7 protein-coding genes are annotated in these 14,426 nt (G+C 43.8%); 1 reads left to right on the top strand and 6 read right to left on the bottom strand.

Features of this window, described 5'->3' with window-relative positions; all coding sequences use genetic code 11:
- Positions 1 to 69 precede the first annotated feature (69 nt).
- Complete coding sequence (gene cysC / locus VE944_RS28815; RefSeq protein WP_324985521.1) at positions 70 to 561, bottom strand: adenylyl-sulfate kinase; 492 nt, start codon at positions 559 to 561, stop codon at positions 70 to 72.
- Between the two features lie 76 nt (positions 562 to 637).
- Here cysC and VE944_RS28810 point away from each other — a divergent pair, with 76 nt between their 5' ends.
- Positions 638 to 1,108, top strand: coding sequence for a transposase domain-containing protein (locus VE944_RS28810; protein WP_324985516.1), 471 nt, complete (start codon positions 638 to 640; stop codon positions 1,106 to 1,108).
- A 196-nt stretch (positions 1,109 to 1,304) separates the two neighbouring features.
- Here the strand turns inward: VE944_RS28810 and VE944_RS28805 are convergent, their stop codons facing one another.
- From VE944_RS28805 to VE944_RS28785, 5 genes are all read right to left on the bottom strand, one after another.
- Entirely contained in the window at positions 1,305 to 1,406 is a 102-nt protein-coding gene (locus VE944_RS28805; protein WP_324985513.1) for an adenylyl-sulfate kinase, read from the bottom strand.
- A 190-nt stretch (positions 1,407 to 1,596) separates the two neighbouring features.
- Positions 1,597 to 2,775, bottom strand: coding sequence for an ABC transporter permease DevC (devC, locus tag VE944_RS28800; protein ID WP_324985509.1), 1,179 nt, complete (start codon positions 2,773 to 2,775; stop codon positions 1,597 to 1,599).
- A gap of 42 nt (positions 2,776 to 2,817) precedes the next feature.
- Positions 2,818 to 4,014 carry an ABC exporter membrane fusion protein gene (locus tag VE944_RS28795; RefSeq protein WP_324985506.1) on the bottom strand — a complete coding sequence of 399 codons (1,197 nt, stop codon included), beginning with the start codon at positions 4,012 to 4,014 and terminating at the stop codon, positions 2,818 to 2,820.
- A 417-nt stretch (positions 4,015 to 4,431) separates the two neighbouring features.
- Positions 4,432 to 5,502 (bottom strand): TauD/TfdA family dioxygenase, encoded by a 1,071-nt coding sequence (locus tag VE944_RS28790; RefSeq protein WP_324985503.1) that lies wholly within the window; start codon positions 5,500 to 5,502, stop codon positions 4,432 to 4,434.
- 107 nt (positions 5,503 to 5,609) lie between these two features.
- Entirely contained in the window at positions 5,610 to 14,099 is an 8,490-nt protein-coding gene (locus tag VE944_RS28785; RefSeq protein ID WP_324985501.1) for an SDR family NAD(P)-dependent oxidoreductase, read from the bottom strand.
- Positions 14,100 to 14,426: the final 327 nt, after the last annotated feature.

Raw genomic sequence — 14,426 nt, 5'->3', positions numbered from 1 at the left:
GAGGAAAATTAACTGTTATTTCCTCTCCTCTGTTTTTTGACAATAATTACTGTAAATACATAGTTAAAGTTATTTTGTAACAAGCTCCAAAGCACTGATGAAATCTTGTTGTTCTAAATAATCAAGCACTTGGTTAACACATTGCTGTGGAGTAAATTTATCAGTTTGACAGATAATTTCTGGATTTAATGGTTCTTCATAGGGGTCAGAGATGCTAGTAAAATGTTTAATTTGCCCTGCTTTGGCTTTAGCGTAAAGCCCCTTCACATCACGGAATTCACAAACTGTAAGTGGAGCCTGAACATAAACTTCGACAAAACTGGTAGAAGTCTTTTTGAGTTGCTCTCGAATTTCACGGTAGGGGCTGATTGCAGCAACGATCGCAATTATGCGATTGCGGCTAAGTAATTCAGTAACAAAGCCAATACGACGTACATTTGTATCTCGGTCTTGTTTGCTAAAACCTAGTTCTTGTGAAAGATGGGTGCGAATGACATCACCATCTAGCACTTCTAAGCGATAATTTCTCCTTTGCAGTTCTTGGGCTACACCGTGGGCGATCGCAATACTTCTCGGTTAAGAACAAAAACAAGGTAAAGTGATAATTGTTCGCCAAAAAGTGTGATGTAAAAAACTGGTGCTGCTAAAAGATTTCTCCTTGATCACGCCAACGCTAGAAGCAGAGTTAATATTCAAAGCGATAGAAACAGTGATTTCCCCGTCTGTAATTAAACAAACTCTACTAGAGACAGGCAGTTGTGAAGAGCGATCGCGGAAATTGCCATCTGGGCTGGTAGTGTGTCTGGTTATAGCAATGAATCTATGGTCATCAGATGCAATGGGGGACGTACTGAAAAATCTGGTGAGTGGATTAAGTAGAGAATGGACGCGATTAGGGAAGTATTGGAAAGTACCAACCAGTTCTTCAATCAGTGAAGCAAAACAGAGATTGGGATGTTGGGTAATGAGTCGGTTATTTCACAAGATGGCTTATAAGCCATTATGCAGTTCGCACTTTAATGTTTCAAGCCGCGACTGCTGCTTCCATATCTCCATTACGCTTAGGTTTTACTGGTACTCTCAAAGTCATTCGTTGGGCTATTTCTGATTTTCAAGATGCTAATAGTGAGCAACTACCCTTTTTTTCTCCAAGCTGATTCTAGAAATTTTGGAGCAAATAATCCCTCCAAGACAGGGCAGAACAAATCCCAGAGTAGTCAAAAAACCTCGTTCTAAGTTTCCGTCTAGAAAACCAATCCACTCAGGAGCGGGTACTAAACATCAACCACTCACTTTTTTTATTCTCAATACTGCTTAATTCTTAACCGAGAAGTATTGTGGGCGATCGTTGTTTTGCCAGCACCACTTAACCCTGTCAGCCAGAGAATTGTACCAAGCTGTTTCATGTCTTATGAAATATTTAATAATTAACTTTTTTGCTTACTTGATTTTTCAGACTTAAAGCCATTTAAGCAGTTAAACAGTTCTGTATCACTCTGGGGTGCTAGAGGAATCTGTGGTTGAGCAACAATTACGTTCGCTAGATCGCTAGACTAATACTGGTTGGAGTCTTCCAGAAAGATAAATTTTCATAATTTAAAAAATATCTGCCGGATCTGCGGAGCGAAGTTTATTCATAGCTAGGAACCCAGAAGTCATACACATTAAAATTGTTGAGATTAAAATAATCAACAAATTATTTAAGCTCATAGTTATTGGTAATTTAGTAGCTTTCATAACAACATCATATATACCTAAAGAAATAGCAAATCCTGGTATATAACCCAAAACTGCTAATATAAAACCCTGTTGAAATACTACACTTAGTAGATAATTATGTTCATAACCTATAGCTTTCAAAGTAGCATAGGCAGTTATTTGAGTAGAGATATTATTATAAAGAATTTGATAGACAATGACTACACCAATAGCAAAACCCATTATAAGCATGAGGTTAAATATAAAACCAATGGGCGTTCTGGTCGCCCAATATTTTCTTTCAAAATTTTGAAATTCTTGTTTTGTAAAGATTAGGACATCATTAACTAAATCGGTTTGCAGATTTTCTAAAATCTTTTGTGGTTCGACACCAGGTTCGAGAGTTATTGCGCCCACATCTATCATTTCTGAAGTCCGGTTGTTTAGAAATATTCTGAAGAAAGTTGAGTCACTGACAATTAAATTACCATCTACTCCAAAAGAAGGGCCTAAACTGAATAGGCCAACAATTCTTGCTCTATAACCTTTGACTGAATTCGGTGAAAATATTTCAACTATTTGTTCAGTATTTTCCGACTCAAATCTTTCAGCGATTGGCCCAAACTCTGGTCGAGAATTTTTGTCAAACAGTACCATGTCAGGGATATTTATTTTTTCTAATTCCTGCTCAATCCCTGATAAATTTATAGCGACATTTCCCGGCTCAATACCAATAATATATATTGAGTATTTCTCGCCATTTACAGGATTTTTGAATCTGGCAAATCCCAAATACATAGGACTGATTGACTTTACACCATGAAATCCCAAGGTTTCATATAAACGAGTTCGAGAAAAACTTTGATTTGCAGTCAAAGATTTGTATTGAGAACTGACTAGAAATAAATCTCCTCGGAGACTTTTATGCACTTGAGTTGCACTTGAGTAGAGAGCATTTTGAATACCAAGTTGTACAAACATTAGAATTACTATAAAACCAATGCCAGCTACAGCCACTAAAAAGCGAACTTTATTTCGGACTAGTTGTAGCCAAGCTAAAGGAATTCTAAAAAGCATGATTTCAGCCTGTGATGATTTTAACAGTATTTTCTATGGAAGTTATATTTGAATGGCAACATCCACCTGTAAATTAGTTAAACCTGCGACTTGTTGACTATCAGTTGAATTATTGATACGGATTTTAACTTCAATTACTCTGTGGTCTGTGTCTATTCCTGGATTAACGCTTAGAATACTTTGTTTACTAACTTGCAAACCAATGCTGCTTACTGTTCCCGACAATTTTTTAGTAAATGCAGTGCTAGTAATAGTGGCTTTTTGACCTATACGCACTTTTTTGATATTAGTTTGATAAACTTCTGCCACTACATACATTTGAGATGTTTCACCTATCTCAACGATTCCCGAATTTCCAATTGTTTCTCCTGCTTTGGCATGAACTTTCAAAATTGTTCCATTTAGAGGAGATGTAACACAAGTTAAATCTCGCTCTACTTTTGCTTGTGTAATTGCAGTTATGGCACTTTCGAGTTCGCCTTGTACTACCTGAATATCTACATCACGCACTTCGCTAAGGCTTCTTAACCTAGCTTTTGCCTCCTTGCTCTGGTCATTAAGAGTACTTATAGTCTTATTAAGGTTCGCCCTAGCTTCTGTGAGTTGCTGTTGGACTATTTGGAGTTCTAAATACTTGCTGTCTGCAATAGAAGCTGAAATAGCTCCTTCTATATATAATTGCTTATAACGACTATTCTCAGTTTGAGCATTATCTAACTGAGCTTGTAAGCGAACAATTGCTGCTTGTTGAGTTGAAATTTCTCCTTTTAGTTGAGTTTCTAAACCAGTTACTACTGCTTTTTGAGCCTCAATATCTGTGGATTTTGCTTTTGCTTTGACCTGTGCTAGTCTGGCTTTAGCAACTTTAACTTTGTCTTGTGCCTGTTGCAGTGCCGCTGTTGCTTTAGAATAATCTTGGAGCAATGCCACTATTTGCCCTACCCGAACTCTGCTTCCTTCTTTCAGCAGAAGTTTTTCTAATCGGTTATCTGAAAGTGAGCTTGGAGCAGATAACACAGTTACTTCGCCTTGAGGTTCTAGATGGCCTAATGCAGTAATCGCAACTCTGACAGGAGCTGCTTTATGGGATTTTAATGGGTGAGTTCCAATATTAGACCGATATTGTGAAAGAATGTAAACAGATGAGATTCCTATGGCTAATGCGATAAAAGCTGCCGAAATTATTCGCCATCGATCTGAAGATTTTTCAAGTAATCGGCTTTGTTCGTCTGCTGCCATATTTTCATCCTAAACTGTTATCCTTCAGGGACTTTTGTGACTTTTTCAAGGCTTTTAAATTCTTGCAATAGATACAGCGACTTAGTACACTGCGGTTGAATTTTTCCGTGTAAAGATGAAACTTTTGCTTTGCCCTTGTATTGGGGGTAGTCGTTTAAGTAAGTTACCTGTGGTTTGAAAAGATAGAGATGTGCATATAGAAGTAGTGGATTCAACAGGGCTAAAATTTTATGAAGAAGAGGAGCAAAAAGTTCGTCAATTTTCAGAGCTAGTGATAGCCGTTCGCGCTAGCGTCTCCATTGGCGTAGCCTCTCCCTTTGGGAGAAGGAGAAGGCTTAAACTTCGCTTATTGTCTACGGCGGGCAAGTACGCCATAGCACAAAGGTACTGGCGCTTGCCTACGAGCACACATATGACTTAGGAGCCTAAACTTAGGAGCATTTGCCGCTTACCCCGAAACGGCTTGCGTCCATGTGCAAATCGTAAGTTATCTAGAAACAAAATATCTCCTTGCTGCCAGTTGAAAACAATAGTTTCAGCCATAACAGCATCCCATATTGCCTCAATATCCTTTCGTGTAAAAGGAGTACCATTACCAAGGGTACAATTCACAGAAATCTTACCGGGAGTATACCACTTTTGCAAAAATATAAGTATTGGGAACATCTTGCTCCCTAATTTTAGTAGTAATGGGCTAGAAGCTCCTACTATAAACCTAAAGATTGGAGATGCTCTCATCTTATCTGACTTAAGAGATGCTACTAAATCACCAAAAAATTCCTGTGGCGTAATTCGCAGTATGTGTTCATTTCTTGAGGAGTGATAGCCAGTAATTTGATTAAACCAAACCTCTTCTCCTGTATGCCGATGGCGACGAATACCAACTCTTGTGGAAGTCATCACCATCATCTCGCCCCCACTTTCCCAAGTACAGTTCCAACCCATTGCCTTGGAACTTTCTTCGGCAATACGGGTATTTTCAGTGTTGAAAGTTTCACTCCAACCTCTTAAGAAACCTTCGCTTTCTTTTGGTAAGCGTTGGATATAGCGGACGCCGTGAGTACGTATGGCATCCACAAGTTCATTTGGTAATCGTTGCAAAACACGCCGACAGTCGCAGATTGGCGTCTGTCCTCCTACCTCTGCTGTTTCTAAACAGAAAAAAAGTATTCGTTCAGGAAAGTTATCAGAATACGCCATTTCATTGTGAATAGGAAGGTAGATTGCTGGAGGAAATTCACTTGAAGTGTATACTGAGCCTTTCACTGGCTGGCGAACTCCAGTGCCACCCAGGTAATTCGTTGGGGTAGTGATTAACTGCGCTGCGACATCTGCACAATCCTCAACAGTTTTCAAAGGGAAACCCCGCAGTAAAACAGCCCCATGCTCTGCAAATATTGAGTTGATTTGACTGATAGCATCTTTGTTTAAGAAATGCTCGCCAATCTCCTCAAAATTTAGTTTAAATGGAATACTAATGGTTGTCATGTGTATATTTGTGGTTTTTACAAGGTAATCCTTTAGTCTAAAAATGTGAGAGAAAGAACTCGTACACCATTCTCCTATGACTCTTTTTGGAAACAGTCTTTTGCCAACTACTTGACAAGCAAACTCAGAAGTGGTGCAAGCTCCTCAGATATTGCTTGCAAAAGCAATTGTCGATCGCTGTGTACGAATGAATGATTGCCGCTTAACATTTTCAGATTGAAAGCGCTACGAGTCTGCTTGCGCCAAGCCAAGAGGTGGTCTTTGGTTATAGTTTTATCTTGCACGCCTCCGAACGCGGAAATGGGGCAATCTAGTAGTTCCTCCTCTAAGTAGATATAGTTTTCCGACATCAAAACTCCTGCCTTTACAACAGGTAGTAATGACTGTACGCGTTCAGCATTTTCTTGAACTAATTCCGGTATGCCCAGAATAGATCTTTGTTCAATTAACTCAGAGTCGAGCATCTGAGCGATAGACGAGTGTGAGTGCGGTAACTGGGGGGCGCGAAAAGCACTAACGAACAAATGAACTGGGCTTAAACCATGTTCTCGGCGCAGTTGACGAGCAGTTTCAAAACCAATCGTTGCGCCTATACTGTGACCGTAGAAGGCGAAGGGCTTATCCAGATAAGGAAGTAAAACTTGTGTAACCTTTTGTGCTACTGGAGCAATCTGCTCGAATGGCTTTTCAGTTGCATGGTCTATTTGCTGAGATATCTGGATGGTACAAACTTCGATTTCTGGCGCTAACTCATCTGACCAAGGAAGAAATACAGAAGAAGTTCCCCCAGCATACGGGAAGCAGAACAAGCGCAGACGGGCATTTGGACGAGGTGCATGACAGACGACCCAATCGCTTGTCGGTGCCGTAACTGAGGGGCGCGAGTGTATTTCAGAATTGGAAATCGTTGCACTCGTGGATTTGGCAGGGATTAGTTGCCCAAGTTGCTCTGCTGCTAGTTGAGCAATGTTTGCACCCCCAAGGAGTTTCATAGTAGGCACTTCCACACCCAGCTCTTTCTTAAGCCGATTACTCAGCTCGACTGCCATCAAAGAATCAAGCCCCAGATTGGTCAAAGGTTGCTTGATATTCAACTTTGCGGCAGAAGTTCCCAATACCCGCGCTACTTGTTCGCTGATATAAGACTCTAAAAGATCCTGTGCTTCTTCCGGGGACGCAGCTAAAAGAGCGTTACGGAGGGAATCTCTAAAGATGTTGTGGTCGTCCGCCTTTTCTAAATCTGCTTTTTCGTTGACTAAATGAGACAATCTCGGCAATGACCCAGCCGCATGAGTTTTGCCCCACCCTTGCCAGTTTACAGGCGCTACCCCGGCCTGGACTGCCTGTTGTTGGAGCAATTTACCTAGCATATAAAGCGCTTGCTGCGACGACAAGGGTTTTAATCCAATCTGCTCTAGATACTGACCTACCACGCTATTCTTAGCGACATAACCAACATCTGCGATCGCACCCCAGTTGACTGTTAAGGCTGGCAGTCCTAAAGCGCGTCGGTAGTGTGCCAGCGCATCAAGAAAAGCATTGGCAGCTACGTAATTCCCCTGTCCTGCATTTCCAATCATGGAACTAAAGGAGGAAAATGACACGAAGAAATCCAAGGGTGCATTCAAGGTGTGGGTATGTAAGTTCCAAGCTCCAATGACTTTGGGTGCGATCGCTTTCGCTAACCGCTCTTGGTTGAGATTCAGTAGGGGAGCATCGTCCAGAACCATTGCTGTGTGGATAATGCCGAACAAGGGCGGCATAGACTGACTAATGTCTGCCAGAACGCTCTTCACTTCTTCCTCTTGTGATACGTCTGTTTTAGCGACTACCACGCTTGCGCCTGCTGACTCCAATGTTTTTACGGCTTCCTTTGCTGCTGACGAAGAAGCACCACTGCGACCCATCAGCACTAAGTGCCGCGCACCGCCTTTCACCAACCACTGAGCCACTGCTAAACCAAACCCACCTAGTCCACCGGTAATAAGGTAGGTTCCGTCAGCGCGAAAAGTGACTGTTTCTTCAGATAAGGGAGCTACCGTTACATCCGGGTCTTGCAACGATACGACAATCTTGCCGATGTGCTTCGCTTGCGCCATGTAGCGGAAGGCGCTTACCACCCTCGATATTGGGAAGACTCTGTGGGGAAGCGGGTTAAAGGTTTTCGCCTCAAAATATTGCATGACTTCACGGAATAAAGAGCCAGTAAAATCTGGGCGATCGCGTAACAGCCGATCCACATCCACAGCGAAAAACGACAAATTATTCCGAAAAGGTCGCAGCCCCAGCTTGCTGTTTCCGTAAATATCTTGTTTGCCTATTTCGAGAAAACGTCCGTAGGCTGCTAGCACAGAGATACTCTTAGGAATGGCATCTCCCGCCAAAGAGTTGAGGACGATATCCACCCCTTTGCCCTTTGTGAGTTGCATTATCTCATCCGCAAACGCCGTGGAGCGAGAATCCATCACATGGTGAACACCGAGCGATCGCAGAAATTCCCGTTTTTCTGGGCTACCTGCCGTTGCGAAAATCTCTGCACCCACTCTCTGAGCAATTTGGATAGCAGCAAGACCCACACCGCCTGCCCCCGCATGAATCAGAACGCGCTCTCCTTGATTGATTCGCGCCAGGTAATGCAGGGCGTAGTAAGCAGTCAGAAAAGTAGTGGGGATTGTAGCGGCTTCCTCAAAACTAATATACGTGGGCTTATGCACTACAGCGCGGGCATCTGTCGTTGTATGTGTGCTAAAGCTGTGAGGTGCACAAGCAATGACTTCATCACCTATCTTAAACTCTTCAACGCCAGAGCCTATTGCGGTAATGATTCCAGCACACTCTATGCCAAGCGATCGCCCTGAGTAACCCCTTTCTAAAGCTTCGTCTGATAGCATCCCCATTGCTGCCATGACATCCTTGAAGTTCAAACCTGTGGCGCAAACTTGAATTTCAACCTCTCCCGGTTCTGGTTTTGAGAGCGTCATTGCCCGCAGTTTCAGGTTGTCCAACACTCCTGGTGCAGAGATTTCTAAACGGAAGGGTTCTTGATTTTGGGCAAGAGATTTTGATTTTGGAATGAAATCTGCTGGCGATAGCCGTATTAACCGATTTACATAGCGCTCCTTACCCCGCAAGGCGATTTCATCTTCTTTGTCGTCTGCCAGCAACTCTTCTATGAGAGACTGAATCTCCTCTGGGGTAATGGCAAGACTCAAATCCACCCGAGTGCAGCGAAGATTGGGATGTTCGTTGTTAATCACTCGGCCCAAACCCCACAAAGGAGATTGGACAACCGAGAGGGATTTCAAACCTCCTACTGTCTGGGTAGAGTGAGTCACCAAAAATAGACGCAGGGAATGCTGCCAATTGACTTTAGCCAACGCTCCAAGCAAATGCAGTACGCCCAAACAACTGTTTGTTAAAGTTGATTCTAGGGTAGCTGCTGTCATTTTCTCACTTGGAGGTGTGTTTAGACTCCAGAGGTAAACTACGCCGCGACAGACGGGCTGATTTGCACCAACAACTTCCAGGAGTTGCTGCATATCTTCTGCGTGTTCCGGGCGGATTTGGAAATTACTTGCATCAAGGCGCTGGAAAACAGTTGCAGGTTCTATCAGAATTGGGATTTCCTGGCGTTGTTTGAGTTGTTCTGCTAGCTGTTGCCCAACTCCAGAATTGTCAGCAAAAATTAACCAAGTTCCTGAATTTTCAGGCTTGAGAGGAACTACTGATTCGGGCTGAACTTCTTGTCCAAGCTTTGGGCCAGTAGCCAGAATAACGGGGTGTATAGACTTATCTGTTTCTGGTGTATCTGCAATGCTAGCAACTTCCCCAAACCCGACATCTTTGAGCAAATCTCGCCACTGAGCCTCGGAAAGCAAAGGGTGCGATTGCCGCAGTTGCACATCAGTAAATAACCACCAGCCCTTAAGCAATCCAAATACTAGATCCAATAATCGGTCACGGATTGTCACCTCCAGCAAAACCAGCAATCCTCCGGAAGCGAGAAGCTGTTTGACATTTTCCAAGGTCTGACGCAGGTCACGGGTGGCGTGCAGTGCGTCCGATGCCAGAATCAGATCGAAAGAATGCGGCTGGAATCCTTGCGCGACTATATCCGCTTCAATATCCAAAATTTGGTACTCAACGAAGGGATAATCGTGAAACTTCTGCTCGGCAGCGCTGGTAAACTGTCGGGAAATGTCAGTAAATATATATTCCGTCCGACGTGGCGTCAGCTTTGGAAGGACATAGGATGTCAGCGAACCTGTACCTGCGCCAATTTCTAAAATCCGCACTGTTCGCCCTTCTGGTAAACCCTCCAATGCAATGGCGATCGCTTTTTGAACCAGCAGGTTAGAGATCCGATTACTAGGTGAATCTTGGTAAAAATGTTCTGATGTGTTCAGAGAACCTTTAGGGAAAATGATTTCTAGTGGCTCAACCTCTCCTTGCAATACCAAAGCCAAGTTCTGACCGCAGCGCCCTAACAACATCAGTTCTGCTTGATAACCGCTAAATTGAGCTAAAGCTGCTTTCCAAGTTTCAATAGGCTCTTTTACGGATGGTATGCGGCAAACTTCCCACTGGTCACCGAAGCGACGCAGCACACCTTCTTCAGCCAGAATTTCCAATAACCGACCAAAAAGTTGTCGATGCTCGGACACCACACCTAACTGTTCTGCAAGAGTTTCCTCGCTTATGCGAGTAAGTAATTTCGGCTCCCACCCAAGTTGCTCAAAAGCTTTAATAACGTAAGCAGCACACAAAGCATCAGTTTGTGGTTTTGCTTGCTCGTAGAACTGCTTCCTTCCTAATTGCACGCTCAACCGAGCTACTTCTGATTGTAGGTCAAAGGCGATTTGTGTTGGGGAGGGCAGATAATCAGGAGTGGGGCGAACTAACTCTTCAGTTGGACGTGCCTTCATCTCCCATTGGTATTCGTAGAGGTAATCCACTTTCTCTGAACTTTCTTGCTTGTTCTCTAGGGACTGGCAGACAAGTCCGAGAATTTCTACCAGTACGTTTCCTGCATCATCTATTAATTGAATGTTTCCTTTGAAACGGGTGGCGGTTTGCTCGATCAGGCGGGCATAGCTCCACATTTGCAGCCCTGGGCGATCGTAAACTTTTACCTGATCTATCTGCACTGGCAGGTAAGTCTGTTTAACAGAATCTACAGTGGCGATCGACACCTGAAAACAAGCATCAAGGATAGCCGGATGCAATTGGTACTCTCTAACTTCTGTTTGTAAAGCATTACTGACGTAGATATGAGCCAGCGCTTCGCTATCGCCTCTCCAAAGCTGCTTGATTCCTTGAAAACAAGCACCATATTCGAGTCCTATTTCCTGGAATTGCCGATATAGATCGTTCTTAAAAATTTCGTTGGGACAACGGCTCTTAATTTCATCCAGCATAACCTGTTTAGAGACAAAGCCATTTTGGACGCGAGTTAGCTTACCCGTCGCGTGTCGAACCCACTCCGATTGGGCACCTTTGACATTGCTGTTAATCTCGAAGGATGTTTGGTTTGGCTCCAGACTTAACTGAAGTGTTGACGCACTACTTTCTGGTAAGAAGAGAGCTTTTTGAAATTCAATTTCCTCTAGAATATAAGCTTCCTCTTTGAACGTTTCTTTAGCAGCAGCCAAAGCCATTTCCACATAAGCTGCTCCAGGATAAACCACAACCCCTTGAACACAATGGTCATTCAGATAACTGAAGCGTTGCTTGTCAATCTCTGCATCCCACATTGGTTGAGCGGATTTCAGACGGCTTCCTAAAAGTGGGTGGACTTGTTGCCCCAACATTAAGCGATGGGGGATTGTTCCAATTCGCACTCCCATAAATTCTTCAGACTCGTGCCAATAACGCTCTCGCTGCCAGGGATAAGAAGGCAAACGTACGAAACGCCCTTGCTGCGGATAGAGATGGTACCAATCAATCGGGTATCCCAAGGTGTAGAGCTTGCCAAATGACGAGAGCATCATAGGGCGTTCCGGTTCTTTACGCCGCAGAGTTGGAAGTACTGTTCCAGATACCTCAGCTACAGCCAGACACTCAGAAATTGAATTAGCGAGAACTGGATGAGCGCTTATTTCAAGGAAGGTGTTATAACCAGCTTGAATCATTTTTGTGATCGCTGCGGCAAAAAGCACTGGCTCCCTCATGTTCAGACCCCAGTAGAGGCCATCCAACTCTGAACCTTCTACCTGCTTGCTAGTAACGGTAGAAAACAAGGGAATAGTGGCTGTTTGAGGCTTGATTCCTTGCAATGATTGTGCCAGTTCTGCTTTTAATGGCTCCATGAAATGACTATGATAAGGCACATCAACTTGCAGGAAGCGACAGAAAATTTGTTTTTGCTCTAAATATTTGGCAATTTCTGACAAAGCAACGCTTTCCCCAGCCAAGGTGACGGCGTTAGGACTGTTAACAGCTGCAATAGAAACGCAACTCTCGTATGCTAATTGTGCTAATAAGCGCTCGGCTTCCTTTTGAGATAGCTCAACAGCCAGCATTTTCCCAAAGCCCGCCACCGATGCTTGAGTGCGGCTGCGATGGAAAATCACCCGGATGGCGTCTTCTAAGCTCAGAACTCCGGCAACGTAGGCGGCTGAGACTTCGCCAACACTATGACCCGTGATCGCTTGGGGCGTAATCCCCCAAGAACGCCACAAGGCAGCTAAAGCGATTTGCACGGCAAAGGTGGAACACTGAGCGAGTTGGGTAGAGTTGATCCGGGAAATCTCTTCTGATGCTGTCAGTTCTTCTAACAATGACCAATCAGCATATTGCCGCAGCTTTGCATCGCACTGTTCGATCACTTCCCGAAATACGGGTTCTGACTCTAAAAGAGTCCGTCCCATTGCCCACCATTGCGGCCCCATACCGGAGAAAACAAAAGCCAGTTTCGGTTCAAAACCTGGAACTAAGGAACGCGAACACATATTTGGACGATTTTCTCCCGCCAGAAATGCTTCCAGATTTTCTAGCAGATTTTCTTTGGTATGAGCCACCAGCGCCAACCTATGATCGTGATGACCTCGGCGATTACTGGCAGTGTAGCAGATGTCTGTCAATGAAACATCAGCGCCCTCTTCAAGAGCGGTTAAAAACTCATGGGTTGCTCGCGCTACAGCAAAAAGTCCGGAAGGACTTTTTGCTGATAGGGGTAATAGCACCGAAACAGAACCGCGTTTCTCATGGGCTATATCCGTTACAGCATCCGTTGCTAATCCTGATAAAAGCACATGGGCATTCGTTCCCCCAAACCCAAAGGAATTTACGCCGGCGATGCGCGAACCATTTTCGTTTCGCCAAGGCTCAAGAGTAGTAGGCACCCGTAACCCTAATTCCTCAAAAGGGATTTTAGGATTCGGTGTCTGAAAATGCAGATTTGGTGGAATCTTATGGTGCTTGAGAGCCAGCGCGACTTTGATGAGTCCAGCAATTCCCGATGCTGTTTCCAAATGTCCAATGTTGGTTTTAACTGAACCAACTGTGCAATAGTTTCCCAGAGGGCGATTTTTACCCACTACGTTTCCTAGAGCGATCGCTTCTATCGGATCACCTACAGGTGTGCCTGTACCGTGAGCCTCAACATACTGTATTTGTTGTGACGATATCCCCGCCTTCAGGCAGGCTTCTTGGAGTACTGCTTCTTGCGACTGTCCGTTAGGAACCGTGATGCCATTAGTTTGACCGTCCTGGTTGACTGCGCTACCTCGAATAACAGCATAAATCGGGTCTCTATCTGCTTGCGCTTGAGATAAAGGCTTCAAAACAACAATACCGCCTCCCTCAGCGCGGACATAACCATTAGCTCGCGCATCAAAGCTAAAGCAACGCCCATCGGGAGAGAGCATGGATGCTTTAGAAAATCCTATGGTTGCTTCTGGTTCAAGTATCGCATTCACGCCTCCCGCTATTGCCAGCGCAGACTCTCCATTCCAGATACTTTGACAAGCAAGATGGACTGCAACCAGCGATGAAGAGCAAGCTGTGTCAACAGTCATGCTTGGGCCTTTGAAGTCAAATACGTAGGAAATTCGATTGGCTGTGATACAGTTGACGCTGCCCAAGTTTGTGTAAGCATTACTGGAGTCGCGATCTCTATGCTGGATGTTGGAGTAATCACTGCCTGATATTCCAATAAACACCCCTGTCTTTGAGTCAGCAAGGCGTTCTGGCATCTGTCCCCCATCCTCCAGTGCTTCCCAGGCTAACTCCAACATCAGTCGTTGCTGTGGGTCTATGCGTGAGGCTTCTCGAGGAGAAATACCGAAAAATTGAGCATCAAATTCATCTACTTTATCTACAAAGCCGCCCCAGCGAGTTCGTATTTTGCCCGGTTTCGTTATATCTGGGTCGTAAAAATTGTTTACGTTCCAGCGCGACTCCGGGATCTCGGTAATAGCATCCACGCCCGAAAGCAGCATTTTCCAGAAAGCTTCTGGGCTATTAGCATTGCCTGGAAAACGGCAGCCTATACCGATAATGGCTATAGGTTCTGATCCTTTACCATTGTCTGCACTTTCAAGATCGGTAGTTCCTTTTGAAGTTTGCGGTTTAAAATATGGCACATTCTGAGTCATAATGGATTTTTTATTAAAAAAATAATTTCATTCTTTTCATTTTGGTGTTGCCTAATTAAGCGATTAACTGTCTCATTGTGCATCTCACCCATTCACCCATATTCGTAAGAATAGGCATCGACGTGATAAACAAATTTATACTTGCGTGTTATGCGAGTACCAATTTATAGAATCACATTCAAAATGAAGTTATTCAGATAAAATTAAGAAACAATATTTGACAATGTACTTATTAATAGATATCACGGTTGCTGTTTCCACTAAATTAATGCTGTGATTTGTTTTAAAAATATGCAATTACCGATATTCATTATTTAATAAGCCTCA

The organism is Nostoc sp. (assembly GCF_035638895.1).
Classification (GTDB): Bacteria; Cyanobacteriota; Cyanobacteriia; order Cyanobacteriales; family Nostocaceae; genus Nostoc.
Note: the sequence above shows the minus strand (reverse complement) of the source record. Positions and strands in the feature narration are given on the sequence as shown.